Origin of the sequence: Micromonospora sp. CPCC 205739, from assembly GCF_036906795.1 — a bacterium.
GTDB lineage: Bacteria > Actinomycetota > Actinomycetes > Mycobacteriales > Micromonosporaceae > Micromonospora.
Genome location: NZ_JBAKHS010000009.1, coordinates 1 through 16,688 on the forward strand (window position 1 = coordinate 1; position 16,688 = coordinate 16,688).

The 16,688-nt window shown below is 70.5% G+C and carries 18 protein-coding genes and 2 tRNA genes; 8 read left to right on the forward strand and 12 right to left on the reverse strand.

All coding sequences use genetic code 11. From position 1 onward, the window contains the following. The first annotated feature begins 680 nt into the window (after positions 1-680). Positions 681-1,544: an NmrA family NAD(P)-binding protein gene (locus V6U88_RS15175; protein ID WP_334453519.1), complete on the forward strand. Its 864-nt coding sequence runs from the start codon at positions 681-683 to the stop codon at positions 1,542-1,544. 32 nt (positions 1,545-1,576) lie between these two features. On the opposite strand, the gene V6U88_RS15180 is transcribed toward V6U88_RS15175, so the two are convergent. Together V6U88_RS15180 and V6U88_RS15185 are read right to left on the reverse strand one after the other, a co-directional pair. Next, positions 1,577-1,828: an SCO4848 family membrane protein gene (locus tag V6U88_RS15180; RefSeq protein ID WP_334453521.1), complete on the reverse strand. Its 252-nt coding sequence runs from the start codon at positions 1,826-1,828 to the stop codon at positions 1,577-1,579. 50 nt (positions 1,829-1,878) lie between these two features. Beyond that, a complete protein-coding gene (locus V6U88_RS15185) occupies positions 1,879-2,370 on the reverse strand; it encodes a hypothetical protein (protein WP_334453522.1) in 492 nt (163 codons plus the stop codon). A gap of 314 nt (positions 2,371-2,684) precedes the next feature. On the opposite strand from V6U88_RS15185, the gene V6U88_RS15190 reads away from it, so the two are divergent. From V6U88_RS15190 to V6U88_RS15210, 5 genes are all read left to right on the forward strand, one after another. Further along, the gene (locus V6U88_RS15190) at positions 2,685-3,122 is read left to right on the forward strand and encodes a PRC-barrel domain-containing protein (RefSeq protein WP_334453524.1); all 438 of its coding nucleotides are present in this window, start codon (positions 2,685-2,687) and stop codon (positions 3,120-3,122) included. Positions 3,123-3,170: 48 nt separating this feature from the next. Continuing rightward, positions 3,171-3,338, forward strand: a complete 168-nt coding sequence (locus tag V6U88_RS15195) for a hypothetical protein (protein WP_334453526.1) — start codon at positions 3,171-3,173, stop codon at positions 3,336-3,338. 91 nt (positions 3,339-3,429) lie between these two features. After that, positions 3,430-4,485: a tryptophan--tRNA ligase gene (gene trpS, locus V6U88_RS15200; protein ID WP_334453528.1), complete on the forward strand. Its 1,056-nt coding sequence runs from the start codon at positions 3,430-3,432 to the stop codon at positions 4,483-4,485. Between the two features lie 280 nt (positions 4,486-4,765). Then, entirely contained in the window at positions 4,766-6,484 is a 1,719-nt protein-coding gene (gene argS, locus V6U88_RS15205; protein WP_334453529.1) for an arginine--tRNA ligase, read from the forward strand. A 272-nt stretch (positions 6,485-6,756) separates the two neighbouring features. Beyond that, on the forward strand, positions 6,757-7,185 hold the full coding sequence (locus V6U88_RS15210) for a protealysin inhibitor emfourin (RefSeq protein WP_334453531.1): 429 nt from the start codon (positions 6,757-6,759) through the stop codon (positions 7,183-7,185). Positions 7,186-7,234: 49 nt separating this feature from the next. Here the strand turns inward: V6U88_RS15210 and V6U88_RS15215 are convergent, their stop codons facing one another. The 4 genes from V6U88_RS15215 to V6U88_RS15230 form a co-directional block, all read right to left on the reverse strand. Next, positions 7,235-8,080, reverse strand: coding sequence for an alpha/beta fold hydrolase (locus V6U88_RS15215; protein ID WP_334453532.1), 846 nt, complete (start codon positions 8,078-8,080; stop codon positions 7,235-7,237). A gap of 44 nt (positions 8,081-8,124) precedes the next feature. After that, positions 8,125-9,138, reverse strand: coding sequence for a phosphotransferase (locus V6U88_RS15220; RefSeq protein ID WP_334453533.1), 1,014 nt, complete (start codon positions 9,136-9,138; stop codon positions 8,125-8,127). A gap of 97 nt (positions 9,139-9,235) precedes the next feature. Next, entirely contained in the window at positions 9,236-10,411 is a 1,176-nt protein-coding gene (locus V6U88_RS15225) for a zinc-dependent alcohol dehydrogenase (protein ID WP_334453534.1), read from the reverse strand. Next, a complete protein-coding gene (locus tag V6U88_RS15230) occupies positions 10,408-10,623 on the reverse strand; it encodes a hypothetical protein (protein ID WP_334453535.1) in 216 nt (71 codons plus the stop codon). The genes V6U88_RS15225 and V6U88_RS15230 overlap by 4 nt, the downstream gene beginning before the upstream one ends. A 129-nt stretch (positions 10,624-10,752) precedes the next feature. Between V6U88_RS15230 and V6U88_RS15235 the strand changes: the two genes are divergently transcribed. Together V6U88_RS15235 and V6U88_RS15240 are read left to right on the forward strand one after the other, a co-directional pair. Next, positions 10,753-11,373, forward strand: a complete 621-nt coding sequence (locus V6U88_RS15235) for an RNA polymerase sigma factor (protein WP_334453536.1) — start codon at positions 10,753-10,755, stop codon at positions 11,371-11,373. Continuing rightward, positions 11,370-12,380, forward strand: a complete 1,011-nt coding sequence (locus V6U88_RS15240) for a CU044_5270 family protein (protein WP_334453538.1) — start codon at positions 11,370-11,372, stop codon at positions 12,378-12,380. The genes V6U88_RS15235 and V6U88_RS15240 overlap by 4 nt, the downstream gene beginning before the upstream one ends. 181 nt (positions 12,381-12,561) lie before the next feature. Here V6U88_RS15240 and V6U88_RS15245 read toward each other — a convergent pair whose 3' ends face one another. The 6 genes from V6U88_RS15245 to V6U88_RS15265 all read right to left on the reverse strand — a co-directional run bounded on the left by V6U88_RS15245 (position 12,562) and on the right by V6U88_RS15265 (position 16,332). Beyond that, positions 12,562-12,969, reverse strand: a complete 408-nt coding sequence (locus V6U88_RS15245; RefSeq protein WP_334453540.1) for a hypothetical protein — start codon at positions 12,967-12,969, stop codon at positions 12,562-12,564. Between the two features lie 197 nt (positions 12,970-13,166). Continuing rightward, positions 13,167-13,775: a DUF5753 domain-containing protein gene (locus V6U88_RS15250; protein ID WP_334453541.1), complete on the reverse strand. Its 609-nt coding sequence runs from the start codon at positions 13,773-13,775 to the stop codon at positions 13,167-13,169. Then, positions 13,667-13,948 carry a helix-turn-helix domain-containing protein gene (locus tag V6U88_RS30275; protein ID WP_442934633.1) on the reverse strand — a complete coding sequence of 94 codons (282 nt, stop codon included), beginning with the start codon at positions 13,946-13,948 and terminating at the stop codon, positions 13,667-13,669. Before V6U88_RS30275 ends, V6U88_RS15250 begins: the two co-directional genes overlap by 109 nt. A gap of 560 nt (positions 13,949-14,508) precedes the next feature. Continuing rightward, positions 14,509-14,964, reverse strand: a complete 456-nt coding sequence (locus tag V6U88_RS15255) for a VOC family protein (protein WP_334453542.1) — start codon at positions 14,962-14,964, stop codon at positions 14,509-14,511. Positions 14,965-16,132: 1,168 nt separating this feature from the next. Beyond that, positions 16,133-16,205 (reverse strand) — tRNA-Arg (locus tag V6U88_RS15260). A gap of 36 nt (positions 16,206-16,241) precedes the next feature. Further along, positions 16,242-16,332: transfer RNA gene (locus V6U88_RS15265), tRNA-Ser, on the reverse strand. Positions 16,333-16,688: the final 356 nt, after the last annotated feature.

Genomic DNA, 16,688 nt, shown 5'->3' on the forward strand with positions numbered 1-16,688 from the left:
AAATCATAATTGGCACTGGCTTTACAAGCACCCTGTTGAGTTCTCAAAGAACAACCACACACCGCCCGGAAACCCTCCGCAGAGGACCCCCGACCCGGGGCATTTTCGCTCTGTCGTGACCGCCGCTCTCGCGCCGGGCACTTTTACTACGTTACCTCACCGTCTTCCCCGTGTCAACCGGTGTGTCCCGGTGTGTCACGCTTCGTACGGGTTGGCGCCCGGGATCGGGCGCAGCGGTTACCCACTGCGTTTGATCATCGGATTCGGCAGGCCGGCCGCTGCGGTTACCCGCACGCTCGCCCGGTGCCCTGCCGGTCGTCAACCTTACCCGGTCGGTTCCGCCTCACCAAATCCGCCTCGCGGCGAATCCGGGGCACCGCCCGGTCCAGGCTCACATGGGACTCAACCCATCCGACCCTGGGGTCATTGCCGCGCTCCGGCCTCTCAGGCTTTCGCCTGTTTCGTCCGTTCCGCGCTGGCAGAGAGAAAGTTACGCGTCCGCGGGTTTGATCGTCAAATCCGCGGGGTAGCGTCCCCCGTCACACTATCTCCGACGGCCTATACCCGCAGGTCATCGGCGCATCCCGCCCCTGACCGAGGTCCCCGGAGGGGCAAAGGTCCCGCCGACAGGGGTAGCAACGCACTGGGTGGAGCAGGGATTCCGGGGCGACGCTGTGGACATGACAGTTCTGGTGACCGGAGCGACCGGCCGGGCCGGCCGGCACGTCGCCCGGATGCTGCACGACAGCGGCCACCGCGTACGCGCCGCGGTCCCGGACCGGACTTCGACCGGGCCGTGGGACGAGACGGTGGCCTTCTCCTTCACCGACCCGGGCACCTGGGACGCCGCGTTCGCCGGCGTGGACCGGATGTTCCTGATGCGGCCGCCGCAGATCGGCAACGTCAAACGCGACATGCTTCCCGCTCTGGAGCGGGCCCGGCAGCTCGGCGTACGACGGATGGTCCTGCTCTCCCTCCAGGGGGCGGAGAGGAACCCGGTGGTCCCGCACCACACGCTGGAGAAGTGGCTGCGCGCGTCGGGGCTGGAGTGGACGTTCGTCCGGGCCGCCTTCTTCATGCAGAACCTCTCCACCACGCACGCCGTCGACATCCGGGACCGCGACGAGATCGTGCTCCCGGCGGGACGGGGCCGGACGGCTTTCGTCGACGTACGGGACGTCGCCGCGGTGGCCGCGCTCGCGCTCGCCGAGGAGGGGCACGCCGGGCGGGCGTACACGCCCACCGGATCGCGGGCGCTCAGCTACGCCGAGGCGGCCGAGACGCTCAGCGCCGAGTTGGGTCGGCCCATCCGATACGTCCCGGCGGGGCCGGTGCGGTACTGGCGCAGCGCACGCCGGCAGGGGATGCCGGCGGCGATGACCCTGGTGACGTTGGCGCTCTACACGACCTGCCGGCTGGGGCTGGCGGCCGGACTCACCACCGACGTACCGGACCTGCTCGGCCGCCCACCGATCGACTTCGCCCGGTTCGCCCACGACGAACGCGCCGCCTGGGTCCCCGCCCCCGCCGTCACGCGGGGCTGATCGCTCGCCGGTGACGACCGGCGAGCAGGCGGTCAGGCGGCTCGACGGCGGGCGGCGCGCCAGCCGCGTACGCCGAGCACCCCGACGGCGGTGCCGATCGCCAGCGAGGCGACGATCAGCAGGGCGTGCACCCAGAGGAAGCCGGTCGGAGCGCCGTCGCCCACCGTGCCGGTCGACCAGGCGCGCGGGTCGTTCCAGATGGCGACCGCGAACCTCGGCCAGATCACCCAGCTCCACACCCCGACCGCGACGAGGAAGACCGACCAGCCGCGCGACAGCACCATGGCTGGGAAGTATGCCAGCGGGCGGCGCCCGCTCGGCCGGTACCCGCAGCTCAGCCGCCCCAAGGCGGGTGGAGGGGTCCGCGACGACGCGGACCGCTGGGAAGCCCGTCGGTCAGAAGCAGGTGCCGATGCCGCCGATCGCCGGGTTGGCCCGGTCGTGGTGGTGCACCGTGCCGTCCGGGTCGGCCATGAGCCCGCCCCAGATGAGGCAACCACCGCGGACGTACGCGGGTGGGGCCGGCCGCGTAGAGCCGGTTGCCGTCGTCGGTCTGCGTGGGCAGGTACTGGGCGGCGAGGTAGACCTGGGTACGGGTCGGCATCCCGACGTACGCCGCCTTCACCGTCACCGTGCAGCCGTACCCGGTCAGCGGGTGGTAGAGCAGGTGCACGGTGCCGAGGCGGGCACCGGTCGTCTGGTTGCGGACGGGGTCCTGGTCGATCTGGAGGTAGCCGGGACCGCAGAGCGACTGCGCGGTGAACGGGTTGACCGCTGCCTGCGCAGGCCCGCCGGCGCCGACGAGACCCACAGCCAGAGCCGCCACGATTCCGATCCGCCGAATGGTGCGAAACATCTGCGTCCCCTTTGCTCGGTGCTGCCGGATGCAGGACCAGAATCGTCGGCGGCACCGGCCGGACGAATGTGCCGGGTGGACACCGCCCCACCCCACCGGGTGTGCCTGGAAACGATCACAGGACCGCTGAGCAGCGGCCCGACGGCGATGGACATGGACGGCCCCGAATATGACGTATTTCGCACCGCGCGTATCCGGGTGAGCGAGGAATTGCCGTACCGTTTCCCGCGCGCGCGGGCGGGGCACTTCCTCCGGGGACGACGACGAATCGGAGGTGTGCCGAGATGCAGCCGTTCAACCCGTGGACCTGGCGCGACCCGGCGGCGCTCGCCGGCGGGTACGACCGGACGGACCCGCCCGAGGAGCCCCGGCGGCGGCCGGAGCACGACGGCCCGGACGCCCCCGGCCCGGGGACCCCGGTGGACCTGGTGGGCTACCGGGTGGAGGCCACCGACGGCCGGATCGGCGCGATCGACGAGGCCAGCGACGACGCCGACGCCCGGTACCTGGTGGTGGACACCGGACCATGGATCTTCGGCCGCAAGGTGCTGTTGCCGGTGGGCACGGTCGCCCGGGTCGACCACCTGGCGCGGGTCGTGCACGTCGACCGCACCCGGGAGCAGGTCAAGGGGTCACCGGCCTTCGAGCCGGAGGCCTTCGGCGAGCCGGACTACCGGCGCCAGGTGGGCAGCTACTACGAGGAGAGCTACCGCAGCGGCTGACCCGCCGGCCGGACCCCCGGTCCGCCCCGCAGCGGTTACCGTGGACCCATGGTCCGGCCGGTCATCCTCGCGCCGGAGGCCGTCGACGGTCTCCCGCGTGACCTCGTGCCGTCCTTCCCGACCGACCCCGGCGACGGCCGGGAGCGGATTTTCGACGTGCTTCGTGCCGGTGGGTTGCGGTTCCGCGCCGGCGCGCGATGGCGGTTCGTGCTCTGACGAGCAGACCCCACCGACCCCGGCGCCCACGCCCGGGTCGATCGCGCGCGCGTGCGCGTCCGTCAATCCTCGGCACGAAAGGCGTACCACCATGTCCGTTTCACGGATGCTCACCGGGGACCGCCCCACCGGGCGGCTGCACCTCGGTCACTACGTCGGCAGCATCGCCAACCGGGTGGCGCTGCACCGGCGGCACGAGAGCTACTTCATCATCGCCGACCTGCACATGCTGACCACCCGCCACCGCCGCGAGGACATCGCCCAGGTGTCCCGCAACGCCCGCGAGATGGTCACCGACGTCCTGGCGTGCGGGGTCGACCCGGCCCGGGCGACCTTCTACCTCCAGTCCGCCATCCCCGAGGTCGGTGACCTGAACACGCTGTTCCAGAACCTGGTCACCGTGCCGCGCCTGGAACGGGTGCCCTCGGTGCGGGAGATGGCCCGGGACGCCGGCCGCGCGGAGATCCCGTACGGCCTGCTGGGTTATCCCGTCCTCCAGGCCGCGGACATCCTCTGCGTCAAGGCGCAGGTGGTGCCGGTCGGCAAGGACAACGCGGCGCACGTCGAGGTGACCCGCGAGATCGCCCGCCGCTTCAACCACCTGTACGGGGAGGTCTTCCCGGTACCGCAGATGATCGCCTCCGACACGCCCACGCTGGTCGGCACGGACGGCTCGGGCAAGATGAGCAAGAGCAGGGGAAACGCCATCGCGCTCGCCGACGACGCGGCGACCGTGCGCCGCAAGGTGCTGGCGATGTACACCGACCCGAACCGGATCCGCGCCGACGTGCCGGGCACCGTCGAGGGCAACCCGGTCTTCGCCTACCACGACGTGTTCAACCCGGACCGGGCCGCGGTGGGAGAGCTCAAGGACCGCTACCGGGCCGGCCGGGTCGGCGACGTCGAGGTCAAGGAGGCCCTGGCGGTGGCGCTGAACCGGTTCCTCGACCCGATCCGGGAGCGGCGCGCCCGGATCGAGGCCGACGCCGGCCTGGTCGACCAGCTGATCGTGGACGGCACCGAGCGGACCCGTGAGCAGGTCCGCCGGACCGTGGTCGAGGTCCGCCGGGCGATGGGGCTCACCGGGGCGTACCAGCAGGTGCGGCGCCGGGCCGAGCGCGCCCGCAAGGCCGCCACCTCTGCCTGACGGGTCGACGGGCCGGCCGGGGAACGCGGTGTACGCGTCGCCGGCCGGCCCGCTAGGCTCTCCGACATGACCAGCGCGCCTGCCCACACCACCGGAGCGTCCTACGACGTCCAGGTCGGTGCGGAGCGACGCCGGCGATCCGTCGCCCGCCCGCGCTGACCTTCTTCCCTGCGACCGGCGGATCGAGCCGCCGGTCATCGCCGATCGTCCTCGGTCCGCCCGCACTCTCCCGTGTCCAGATCCGCGTGACCGCGCGGATCCGAGCGAGAACGGCGTACCCATGGATCTTGAAAGGCTGCTCACCGACCGGCTGGCACCGGCGTTCGCGACCGTGGCCGGCGGCCCGGTCGATCCCCTGGTACGGCGCTCGCCGCGCGCGGACTTCCAGTCCGACGCGGCGCTGGCGCTGGCCCGGCGGCTGGGACGGCCGCCGCGCGACATCGCGGCGGCGGTGCTGGAGCACGCGGAACTGGACGACGTCTGCGCCGCCGCGGAGGTCTCCGGGCCGGGTTTCCTCAACCTGACCGTGGCCGACCGGACGCTGGCCGCGCTGGTGTCCGGGCTGGCCGGCGACGAGCGGCTCGGCGTGCCGACGGCGCCCGCGCCGGAGACCGTGGTGGTCGACTACTCGGCGCCGAACGTGGCCAAGGAGATGCACGTGGGGCACCTGCGCTCCACGGTGATCGGCGACGCGGCGGTCCGGCTGCTCGACTGGCTCGGGCACCGGGTGGTGCGGATCAACCACCTGGGGGACTGGGGCACTCCGTTCGGGATGCTGATCGAGCATCTGATCGACCTGGGTGAGGCGGAGGCGGCGCAGGAGCTGTCGATGGGCGACCTGGACTCCTTCTACAAGGCGGCCCGGGTGAAGTTCGACGCCGACGAGACGTTCCAGGAGCGGTCGCGGCAGCGGGTGGTCGCGTTGCAGGGCGGCGACGAGCGGACGCTGCGGCTGTGGCGGCTGCTGGTGGAGCAGTCCGAGCGGTACTTCCTCACCGTGTACGGGCTGCTCGACGTGACGCTCACCCGGAACGACTTCCGGGGCGAGAGCGCCTACAACGACCGGCTGGGCGGGGTCGTCGACGAGCTGGACCGGCTCGGGCTGCTGCGCGCGAGCGAGGGCGCGGACTGTGTCTTCCCGCCCGGGTTCACCGGTCGGGACGGCGAGCCGTTGCCGCTGATCGTGCGCAAGGGCGACGGCGGCTACGGCTACCCGGCCACCGACCTGGCGTCGCTACGGCACCGGACCGACGACCTCGGCGCCGCCCGGCTGCTCTACGTCGTCGGCCTGCCGCAGCGGCAGCACTTCGCCATGGTCTTCGCCGTCGCCGAGGCCGCCGGCTGGCTACGGCCGCCGGCCCGGGCCGTGCACCTCGGCTTCGGCTCCATCCTCGGCGCCGACGGGCGGATGCTGCGCAGCCGGGCCGGCGGCTCGGTGAAACTGGTCGGGCTGCTGGAGGAGGCGGTCGCCCGGGCCACCGAGCTGGCCCGGGCCAAGAATCCCGAGCTGGACGCCGAGGCCGCCGCCGAGATCGGCCGGGCCGTCGGCATCGGCGCGATCAAGTACGCCGACCTGGCCACCGACCGCGGCCGGGACTACGTGCTGGACTGGGAGCGGATGCTCTCCCTGGACGGCAACACCGCGCCCTACCTCCAGTACGCCTACTCGCGGATCCGTTCGGTGTTCCGGCGGGCCGGGACGGACGCGCGGCCGGAGGCGGAGATCCTGCTCGCCGAACCGGCGGAGCGGGCGCTGGCCTTCGAGCTGCTCGGCTTCGCCGGGGTGGTCGCCGAGGTGGAGCGGACTTTGGAGTTCCACCACCTCGCCGGCTACCTGCACCGGCTGGCCAGCACGTTCAGCGCGTTCTACGAGCGCTGCCCGGTGCTGCGGGCCTCGGGTGAACTGCGGGAGAGTCGCCTGGTGCTCGCCGACCTCACCGCCCGGACGCTGCGGCAGGGGCTGCACCTGCTCGGCATCCGGACCGTCGAGCGGATGTGACTCGCAATCGCGGGCGCACCTTAATCGTTTCTCACCAACGCCTGATTAATTGCGCAAAAGCCCGGCAACAATCGCAACAAATTGCACCTAGCGCCTTGTCCTTCATGGACTTACGGCCCATGGATCGGGGGTAGCGGCCGATGCTAGGAATGGAGCGACAGGGAACGCCGACGAGCCTCCGACAAGAATCGGCGGCCCGATCCCGGTGTCGGCATCACCGACCCCGGATTTGTCGCGCGTTCCGCCATTCCCACGAGGAAAGGGGTTCCATCATGCCTGCCATGCTGCGCGCCATCGGTCGGATCGTCACGGCGTTCGCGCTGCTCACCGGGGTTTCCGCCGCGACGCTCGCGGCCGCCGCACCGGCCCGGGCCGCGTGGAGCGACGCCCACCAGGTCACCGTCACCCGCACCGGCGGATTCGCCGGGGTGAACGAACGGTACGAGGTTTCCGCCGGCACGGTGCACGTCTACACGGCGAATTTGCTGGCGACGGTCGGGACCCGCGAATTCCGTCGCCTCTGCCCGGCGTACCCGGCGGGGACCGGCGCCGACCGGTTCCACTACACGGTCACCGTGACCTACCGCAGCGGAGTCACGAAGACGGTGTCCACGGAGGACGGCGCGGAGGCACCCGAACTGCTGTGGCAGGTGATCGACATGACCATGCAGATCAGTCGGGACCTCGCGCCGATCAGCTGATCCGGCGGTGCGCCGACCGGCCCGGGGTGGGCCGGTCGGCGTCACCCGCTCATCGGCTCGTCGCCAGGAACCCCTCGACCGTGGCGGCGAAGGCGGCCGGGTCGTCGACCCAGGGGAAGTGCCCCGCCTTCGGCTGCACCAGCACCTCGGCGTGAGCGAGCAGGCGGGCCAGCTCTCGTACGGACCTGGCTGTCGGCCAGATGTCGTACTCCCCGGCCACCAGCAGGGTCGGCACCGGCAGGGCGGCCAGCCGGGCGGGCAGCGCCGGGTCGGGCGCGAAGCCGGCGTAGAAGCCGTCATTGGCGGCCTCGGCGAACTGCGCCGGTTCGGCGGACGCCTGCGCCCGGGCCGCCGCGTCCCACCGGCCGTACAGCAGCGGAGCGGCCAGCCAGCGGTACCGCTGCTGCTCCTCGACGGTGGTGGCGTCGGCGTGCAGGGCGGTCACCGCCTCGGCGTACCAGGGTTCGTGGGCCCGCTGGGCGAGCACGTCGGCCACGCCGAGGTCCGACTGGATGTCCACCACCCGCAGCGACGGCGCCACAAGGACGAGGCGGTGGAGTCGGCGCGGACGCCGGTCCGCGTAGAGCAGGCAGATCCCGCCGCTGGCCGAGTGCCCGAGCAGGTCCATCCAGTCGAGGTCCAGGTGACGGCGCAGCGCCTCGATGTCGTCGACGAGCCGGTCGACGCGGTAGCTCGCCGAATCGGTGGGCACGTCCGACGCGCCGGTGCCCCGGTTGTCGAGCAGGATCAGCGTCCTGGTCGCGCTCAACCCGCCCAGCTCGCCCAGGTACTCGACGGCCTGACCGGGCCCGCCCGGGACGCAGACCAGCGGCGGACCGGAGCCGACGCACCGGTAGGCCAGCTCCGTACCGTCCCCCGATCGGAATCGCCGCATGGCGTCCGATCCTGCCACCGTCCCGGCTGGTGCCGGGCCGCCGGTCAGTCCGGGCTCGTTTCGAGATAGCCGGTGAGGTAGGTCAGCGACGCCGTGACGTCCTCGCCGGTGCCGTGCGGCCGGCGCAACTCGTCGACGTAGCAGGCGAGGTCGGCGAGCTTCCACCAGAGGGGATAGAGGCCCAGGCCGGCCTGCGTGACGGTCCGGCCGGTGGCCCGGGTGTAGCGGTCGAGGACATCGTCGACGTCGCCGCCCGGGTCATCGCCGAGCATCCGGGCGAGGGCGGGGGTGAGCATCCACAGGTCCCGTTCCGCCGGGGCGATCCGCAGGGTGTCCCAGTCGATGAGCCGCAGACCGGCGGGCGTACGCATGACGTTGCCGGGATGGGGTTCGCCGTGCGTGACCACCCAGTCCGCCGCGACGGCGCGTACCCGGTCGACCCGCCGGTCGAAGTCGGCGAGCAACCCCTCGACGTGCCCGGCGTGGGCGGCCAGGAGCGCGCGGACACGCTCGCCGTACGGCCCGCCGGTCCACTCCCGGTCGAGGTCCCGCAGCGCGGCCTCCAGCCGCTCCCGACCGGGCAGCACCAGATCCGTCCGGGGCGCGAGGCCCGCCACGACCGGCGTCGCCCGGTGCAGCTCGGCCAGCAGGTCGACCAGCTCGGCACGGTCCTCGGGCGGGTGCGCGCCGAACCGCCCGGCGGTGCCGGCCACCATCGGGAAGACCGACAGGGCGTAGCGCGGGGTGAGCCGCCACACCGCCGCGCCGCCGCCGGACGGCATCGGCGCGAGGACGAAGTCGAGACCGGCGTCCCGCAGGGCCAGCGCCGTGCCGAAGGACCGGCCGAGCCGGTCGAATGTCGCGTCCCGCCCGGCCTCCTCGACGCCGAGGTCGTCGACCTTGACGAACCAGGTGCTGCCGCGCCGGTCGGCCACGGACCAGTGGTAGCTGCCGGCGCCGACAGGGAGGTACTGGGTCGAGCCGGCCTCGATGCCCCAGCCCACGAGCACGCCTCGGATCAGCTCGGTCTCGGTCAGGGCCGCCGGCCGATCTCTCATGCGCCGGCATTCTGCCCGGGCCGGCGGGGCACCGACGAGCGTTTTCCAGTGCCGCAGGTCGATGCGGGGCGGTCAGCTCGCCGGGACGCGCCGCAGCTCAACCGGAGGGTTGGAAGACGGCGCGCACGCAGCCGTCGGTCCTGTTCTTGAACATGTGGTAGCCGCGGGGGGCGTCGTCGAGCGGCATGGTGTGGGTGGCGAGGTGCTCGGTGACCAGCTCGCCGCGCGCCATGCGTTGCAGGAGCATCGGGATGTAGCGGTGCCCGTGCTGCTGTGCGCCGCGCAGCGTGAGGCCCTTGTTCATCACGGCGCCGAGCGGAAACTCGTCCACGAGGCCGGCGAACATCCCGAGGAGGAACACGCTGCCGCCCTTGCGGCAGTGGTAGACCGCCTCCCGGGCGGCGATCGGGCGGTCTGACTCCGGGCGCAGGCGTTGCCTGATCCGGTCGTGCCAGTACCGCGGGCCGGTGCGGTGTGCCGCCATCCCGACCGCCTCGATGCACACGTCCGGCCCGCGGCCGCCGCTGCGTTCCCGCAGTTCGCCCCGGACGTCCTGGGTGTCGTAGTTGAGCGTCTCCACACCCAGGTGGGCCTCGGCCATCGTCAGGCGGTTGTCGAGACGGTCGATGAGGATCACCCGCTCGGCGCCGAGCAGCACCGCCGCCCGCGCGGCCAGCTGCCCCACTGCGCCCGCGCCCCACACGGCGACCACGTCGCCTGGCTGCACGCCACCCAGATGAGCGCCCATCCACCCGGTCGGGGCGGCGTCGGAGGCGAACACGGCCCGCTCGTCGCCGACCTCGTCAGGGACGGTGAAGGCGCCCTGGTCGGCGTAGGGGATGCGGATGTACTCGGCGTGGCTGCCGACGAAGCCGCCGAGGGCGTGGGGGTAGCCGTAACAGCCGCCCGGCGCGAAGCCCCACGCCGCCTCGGTGACCGCCGGGTTGGTGTTGCCGTTGTCGCACAGTGAGAACTGCTGCTGCCGGCAGTACCAGCAGCGGCCGCAGGACACGAACGAGCACACCACCACCCGGTCGCCCACGCGGTGCCTGCGCACCTGCGGGCCGACCTCGACCACCTCGCCGAGGAACTCGTGGCCCAGCACGTCGCCGCGCGCCATGTAGGGGATGTGCCCGGCCAGCAGGTGCAGGTCCGAGCCGCAGGTGACGGTCCGGCGGACCTTGACGATCATGTCCTGCTCGTTGCGCAGCTGCGGGTCCGCCACCTGGATCACCGCCAGCTCGTCGACGCCCCGCCACACCAGCGCCTTCACGGTCGCCCCACCCGGCGACGCTGCCGCAGGGCCTGGACGCCGTCGCGCAGCCGCACCGCCACCCCCGTACCGCGATCGCCCTGACCTGAAATCCCCACGCCGGACAACCCTTGCATATCGGACACCGGCTCGGGTGCGATCGGTTCGCCGCCGCCGTCGGACGGCTGCTGATCGCCGTGTGGGAGGCATTGCGGATCGGTCGGTTGCTGCACTTCGCTGCTGTACTGCTGCTCTGGTCGCAAGCGGCTAGATGACCACGACCCGCGAACACTCCCGCCGCCATCGACGAAGTAGGGATGAGCCCTCGCCGCGCATGGGGGGTGCGGACAGAAGGAGGACTCATGGGTGTGGTGTCACGAGACGTGCACACCGCTAGTGGGCAGACCGACGCCGAGATCATCAGCCGAATGCACGGGGATCCGGAGCTGTTCGGCGCGATTTTCGACCGCTACTACTCGGCGATCCATGGCTACGCGAGCCGGCGGCTGGGTCGCGACCTGGCCGACGACGTGGCGGGGGAGACGTTTCTGGTCGCGTTCGACCACTGGCGGCGATATGACACCACGCACGACAGCGCCCGGCCCTGGTTGTTCGGCATCGCGTCGAACCTGATCGCCGGTCACAAGCGGACCGAGGCGCGGCAGTACCGCGCGCTGGCCCGGGCGGATCAGGCCATCACGGCCGACCCGGACAGCGTCGATGGGCCGGCCAACCGGGTCGCCGTACGGCTGGACGCGCAGGCTGTGCGCGGACGGATCGCGGGGGCGCTGGCGGCGATAGCGCCAGCAGACCGGGAGGTGATTCTCCTGATCGCCTGGGCGGACCTGACCTGCGAGGAGGTCGCCTGTGCACTGGAGATTCCGGCTGGCACCGTCCGGTCTCGGCTCCATCGGGCACGCAAGCGGTTACGGGCGGCGCTGGGTGACGCCGACCCCACGGCAACCGGAGAGGATTCCCAGTGACCAACGACATCACGGCGCTGCGGGAGAGTTGGAGCGAGGCCGAGCCGCCGTCGCCGGATGCTCAGGCCCGGGCTCGGGCGGCGCTGCTGGCCCGGATCGCGGAGCGCGGGGGCACCGTGCCGAACCGGCCGGAGCAGGTCAAGCCGCGCGGCTGGCGCCTGCCGGGCTGGGCGTGGCTGTCTGGCTTAGCCACGTTAGGGGCCGCCGCCCTGGTAGCTGGTGTCGTCGCGGTCGGTAACTTTGGCCACGGGACTCCGCCGGCGGGTCCGCCGGCACGGCAACCCTCGTACGTGGCTGGCGGATCGATGGCCCAGACCTTCGAGTTGGCCGCCATGCACGCCGAGACCGAGCCGTTCACGCCGCCGCGTCCCAATCAGTGGACCTACGTCGAGTTGAAGATCGTCCGCGGCAAGCTCGCCGAGGACAAGGGACAGGCCACCAGCGAGACAACCCGGTCGTGGCAGCGGGCTGACGGCCGGCAGAGCGCCGACCTGATTGACGGCAAGCTCGAGATCACCATCGAGGCCCCGAAGGTTCCGCATTCCATGCCACCCCGGGACTACCCAACATTGGCCGGGCTGCCCACCGAACCGCAGGCACTACTCGACTGGCTGCGAGCCCAAATACCGCCCGGCATCGGCGACAGCACCCGACGCGACTCCCTCACGTACGTCGTGATCAACTCGATGCTGCGCGACAACGTCCTTCCGTCGAAGGTGAAGGCGACACTGCTTCGGGTACTGGCCCTGATTCCGGGTGTCACCCAGTCCACCAAGCCGGTCGACTTCGACGGACGCCCGGCGCTCGCCGTCGGCATGGTCCAGGACGGCTGGCGGCACGAGGACATCCTGCTCGACCCGATCACTCACGAGTTCCTCGGAAGTCGGACTGTTGTGGTCAAGGACCACACGACGCCTGAGGGAGTCAAGCTGAAGGCAGGTGATGTCGAGGTGGAACTAATCCGGGTCACCGGCAAGATCGTGAACGCGCCGGGCCAGACCAACTAACCATCGTTGACTGAGTGGGGCTCCATTCCTGGCAACAGGGGTGGGCCTTTCACTCGCGCGCGGGCGGACCAGCGGAAGCGGATCTCCTCGTCGGGGCAGTCGCCAGACCGTTCAGCCTCCCCGGACGGGGACAAGGTGGAGCGCCGCGGTACGTGAGCGGCGTTGACCCGCGCGGATGAGGTTACGGCCGATCCGCTCCCCACATGGAGTCGGGTTCTCGCACCTGAGCAACGACGAGGTCACGAATCGCTCGTGACGCCGAAGCTCTCTCGATTTCCCCCAGCCCTTCGGACACCTTCGCCCAACGGGTCAGGGACGAACAAACCAGAGCCCACTGATCGGAGGACAGCGTGACGGAGACGACCTGTCCGTCCGACGGCCAGCTTCCTGAACCCGGGACGCCTGGCGTCCAATGTGCCACCTGATCCCAGCCGGCAACCCGGACCTGGACACCGACGTCGACAACGCCCCGCGGGTCTCCGTTCTCCGCCTCGACGCTGACCTCGTTGTCCACGGTCCTATCGATGATCTGCCACTGCCTCGTGGTCAGCCCCACCGTGTAGCCGGGGGTAGCGTCGTCCGACGTCATGCCCCGCATCGTGGTCTGGAACTCAGATGGCGTCAACCCAACGCCGGACGGTTTGGCCCACACCCTGTGAGCGGCCATGACAGCAGTTTCGTCGGCGGCCAATCTGCCCCCCGGGTCGCTGCATCTGTCGCACATCAAGTGGCGGACGAGTGTCGCGGGTCTTTGTCGGATCCGGCGTCTGGAGCGTGTGCCCAGTCTTAGAGGTCCCGGGCCACGCGGACGATGAGTCTCCGGGCGTCTTCGCCGGTGACCGCTTCCTTCCAGAGTCGTTCGACGGCCTTGACGTATGCGGCGGCTTCGTCGTCGCGGTGGGTGGTCTCGCCGACGAAGGTTTCCACGATGGCGACGTCGTCGTACATCTGCAAGGAGTTCTGCGGGGTGGTGGCGAGTCGGACGCCGAGCGGCAGGATGCCGAAGCGGACGTTCGGTACGCCAATCACGGTTTGCAGGCGGTCGGGTTGGCCCCGCATGACCTCGGGCGTGCACAACAGCCACCGCAGCACCGGTTCGGCTAGCAGGAACTCGAATCGCTTGCTGGTGTCGTACAGGAGGCGCTGGCGCTGCATTCGGGTGGCGACGGCGGCGTCTACGTCGGTCACGTCGAGGTTGTGCAGCTCGACCATCTCGGTGAGTATGCGGCGCGCGTAGTCGGCGGTCTGGAGCAAGCCGGGTACGTACACCGTATCGAAGTGCCGAATCAGGCGCGACTCGGCGACAAGCTGACTGTAGCTGTCCTGGACAGCGGCCTGACCCTGGCGCATCCGACGACGCCAGTCGCGGTGCACCGCTTGGACCTCGCCGAGCATTCGGAGCAGATCCTGAGCAGCCTCGTCGGCTCCACAGGCACGCCCCAGGCGTGAATGTCGGCGGGTGAGGGCATCTGCCGACCGTTCTCCAGCCGGGAGACCTTCGACGGCGCCCAGCCGTTGGCCTCGGCGAGCTGCTTACCCGGCGTATTCGCGTGCATGACCTGCGCCATTCCTGCGCGACGCTGCTTTACGACCAGGGCGTGCGCCGCTCGAACGGATTCAGGACGTGCTCGGCACAGCTCCCCCACCGTCACCAAGTCGATCTACCTGGAGGCGACGCGCCGGGTGCAGCAGGACGCGGGAGACCGACTCGCCTCCTCTTCGACGCGTAGGCGTCGGGGTCAGCCGTGGGGGTCAGAAAGATCAAGGGCCGGTCTCCCGTGATGGGAAACCGGCCCTTGACCTGCTGTGCGCCCGAAGGGACTCGAACCCCTAAACCTTCTGATCCGTAGGAGCGTTCCATACCCGCCGCTACCCGCCTCGCCTCCCCGCTGGCTCATGGCCGGCGTTCACCCGATGGCGGCTGTTGGCGTCGTGCTGGGGTCAGACTGGGGTCAGAGACTGGCAGCTTGGGAATCGCACAAGATCGCGTCGACGTGCGCCGCTCCTCCTGCTCGCCTCGGCCGTAGGCGGCCTCACGTAGCCCCCGATGACGTCGGCTTGTGGCCCATGGGTGGCCCGTCTCAGGAGGCAGGCAGTAGGTGGTGTAGCAACGACGCGGCTTGTGATGTCACGAACGGGCCTCGCGACCCGGCATGCGGGTAGTGATTTCCTGCAGCGTCCAGCCGTTTCCGTCCGGGTCCTGGAATGAGGCGAACGAGTTGTAGCTCTTACGTTCGGGGTCGGGGCCGGGTTGGCGCGCCTCGGGCCAGAAAGCACCGCCGGGGCCGTGGTAGACCTCGGTGACGTCGACGCCCCGCTGGGCCAGCTCCTCCCGTGTGGCCACGACGTCGGAGGTCGCTAGCTCTAGGTGCCGCATCGACCCCGGTGCAGCGGCTATCGGCAGGCCTTTGCCGAACGCGATGGACGTATGGCCGTCACCAGTCGGGGTCACTTGCACGATGCGGACGTCGTCGCTGACCTTGATGTCTGCGTCCAGTCGCCAGCCCAGGCGATCCCGGTAGAACTCCAGCGCCCTGTCGACATCCGACACCGGGATCGTGACCACCTCAAGATTGACGTCCATCGTACCCACTCCTTGTCTGTCCTGTCTGCGGTGTTCTGTCCTGACGGCGGGAACCCTTTGGTCCTGGCCCCGGCCACCCGGGCTCCCGCCGGCCATCAGTCACCAAGACCGGATCAACGCCCCTGTGATCGAGGAGCGGGAGCGGCTACTGCCGCCGCTGTTCCTACCGCCGGACGTTACCCCCCGATTGGGCCACGTCGCGGAGGATCCGGAGGTTGTGCTGGCCGGATTTCCGTCGCGAGGGTCCGTGGCCCGCTGCCGGTGACGAGTGGTTCGGCGGAGCGCAAAAAGGCCAAGAAGGCGGCGACTGGCACGTCGGCCATGCCGAAGGCCAAGGGCAAGAAGGCGGGCAAGAAGCGTGGCTAGTGGCCCGTGGATGGCCCGCCGGGCGCTGCTGGCCGCAGCAATATCGAAGGCCCTGGCTGGACTCGCGTCCTGGCCAGGGCCTTTCGTGTGGAGCGGGTGACGGGAATCGAACCCGCACTGTCAGCTTGGGAACTGTCGATCTCCGGCAGGCCGCGGGCTTGGCGGCCTGGTCTCGGCAGTCTCGCGTGGCCTCGGCTGGCCCCTGATGTCCTCGCCTAATGGCACGGTTGACGAGACAAGCCATGATCGACGCGTGAACGTTGCAGCGAGAGCCGATGCCCAGCCGTTCGAGCTGGCGCTCGTCGCGCTGCTGGTCATCGTTCTCGGCCTCATCTCCGCCGGCCAAGGCTACGTGTACCGGTGGCGTCGATCCCGAGGTAAGGAACCCCTCCTCCCTGCCTGGGCCCCGGGTGGCTGGTGGCCTCGCCATCCAACGGCAACTCTTCGCGCCGGCTGGGCAACGACTGCAGTCGGCATCGCTCTGCTACTTCTCGCGCTCTACCGGCAGGTATCGGCCTAGCTGGAGCTAGGGCCGGAGCGTCAGTTTGGAAGAGCGTTCTCAAGCAGTCGTGATGTCCGAAACGCCTGCGGACGGCGGTCGACCCGGTTGCGTCTCGTGCCCGCTCATGCCCGCTGCGTGCCACGGTTACTGGCCCACGGATGGCCCGGCGGCTGACCGCCCCCACGGCGGCTGTTGCGGCAGACTTGGGCCTTGTGCCAACTCAGCCGCTGATTCGCCCGTGGGGGTCAGAAAGATCAAGGGCCGGTCTCCCGTGATGGGAAACCGGCCCTTGACCTGCTGTGCGCCCGAAGGGACTCGAACCCCTAACCTTCTGATCCGTAGTCAGATGCTCTATCCGTTGAGCTACGGGCGCTCGGTGCTTGGCCAGTCTACACACCCGGCTTTCGCGCGGAGACTCCGGGATTCGAACCCGGGAGGGGCTTTAAAACCCCAACCGCATTAGCAGTGCGGCGCCATAGACCAGACTAGGCGAAGTCTCCCTGGTGACCTCTGCAGACCACCGCGCCCGAGGATACAGGTCCGCCCCCACCGGGAGCAAAGCGACTACCAGGGTCACGTGTTTTCACCGTGTGCGCCGTCACGTTCGCGACTACGCTCCATCGACATGCAGGAGCAGACGCCGAGCGATCCGCCCCGCCGTGAGCCCTCCGCGGGGGCTCGCCGCCGCTCTCCGAAGGCCACCTTCACCCCGCCTCCCACCTCGGAGAAAGCGGCCGGTGCCGGCCGACGGGACGGTACGGAGGCCCCGCCGGGGAAGCGCCGCCCGGCGAAGGCGGCGCCGACGGTCCTGTTCCAGCCGCCCACTCCCGAACAGCCGCTGCCCCGACAGGCGGGA

What these genes read in the sequence shown, in the direction of transcription:
- argS (WP_334453529.1), top strand. Translation starts at nt 4,766, where the DNA reads ATGGATCTTGAAAGGCTGCTCACCGACCGGCTGGCACCGGCGTTCGCG.
- V6U88_RS15220 (WP_334453533.1), bottom strand. Translation starts at nt 9,138, where the DNA reads ATGAGAGATCGGCCGGCGGCCCTGACCGAGACCGAGCTGATCCGAGGC.
- V6U88_RS15235 (WP_334453536.1), top strand. Translation starts at nt 10,753, where the DNA reads ATGGGTGTGGTGTCACGAGACGTGCACACCGCTAGTGGGCAGACCGAC.
- V6U88_RS15250 (WP_334453541.1), bottom strand. Translation starts at nt 13,775, where the DNA reads ATGCTCGGCGAGGTCCAAGCGGTGCACCGCGACTGGCGTCGTCGGATG.
- V6U88_RS15245 (WP_334453540.1), bottom strand. Translation starts at nt 12,969, where the DNA reads ATGACGTCGGACGACGCTACCCCCGGCTACACGGTGGGGCTGACCACG.
- V6U88_RS15180 (WP_334453521.1), bottom strand. Translation starts at nt 1,828, where the DNA reads ATGGTGCTGTCGCGCGGCTGGTCGGTCTTCCTCGTCGCGGTCGGGGTG.
- V6U88_RS15175 (WP_334453519.1), top strand. Translation starts at nt 681, where the DNA reads ATGACAGTTCTGGTGACCGGAGCGACCGGCCGGGCCGGCCGGCACGTC.
- V6U88_RS15195 (WP_334453526.1), top strand. Translation starts at nt 3,171, where the DNA reads ATGGTCCGGCCGGTCATCCTCGCGCCGGAGGCCGTCGACGGTCTCCCG.
- trpS (WP_334453528.1), top strand. Translation starts at nt 3,430, where the DNA reads ATGTCCGTTTCACGGATGCTCACCGGGGACCGCCCCACCGGGCGGCTG.
- V6U88_RS15215 (WP_334453532.1), bottom strand. Translation starts at nt 8,080, where the DNA reads ATGCGGCGATTCCGATCGGGGGACGGTACGGAGCTGGCCTACCGGTGC.
- V6U88_RS30275 (WP_442934633.1), bottom strand. Translation starts at nt 13,948, where the DNA reads ATGGCGCAGGTCATGCACGCGAATACGCCGGGTAAGCAGCTCGCCGAG.
- V6U88_RS15210 (WP_334453531.1), top strand. Translation starts at nt 6,757, where the DNA reads ATGCCTGCCATGCTGCGCGCCATCGGTCGGATCGTCACGGCGTTCGCG.
- V6U88_RS15255 (WP_334453542.1), bottom strand. Translation starts at nt 14,964, where the DNA reads ATGGACGTCAATCTTGAGGTGGTCACGATCCCGGTGTCGGATGTCGAC.
- V6U88_RS15190 (WP_334453524.1), top strand. Translation starts at nt 2,685, where the DNA reads ATGCAGCCGTTCAACCCGTGGACCTGGCGCGACCCGGCGGCGCTCGCC.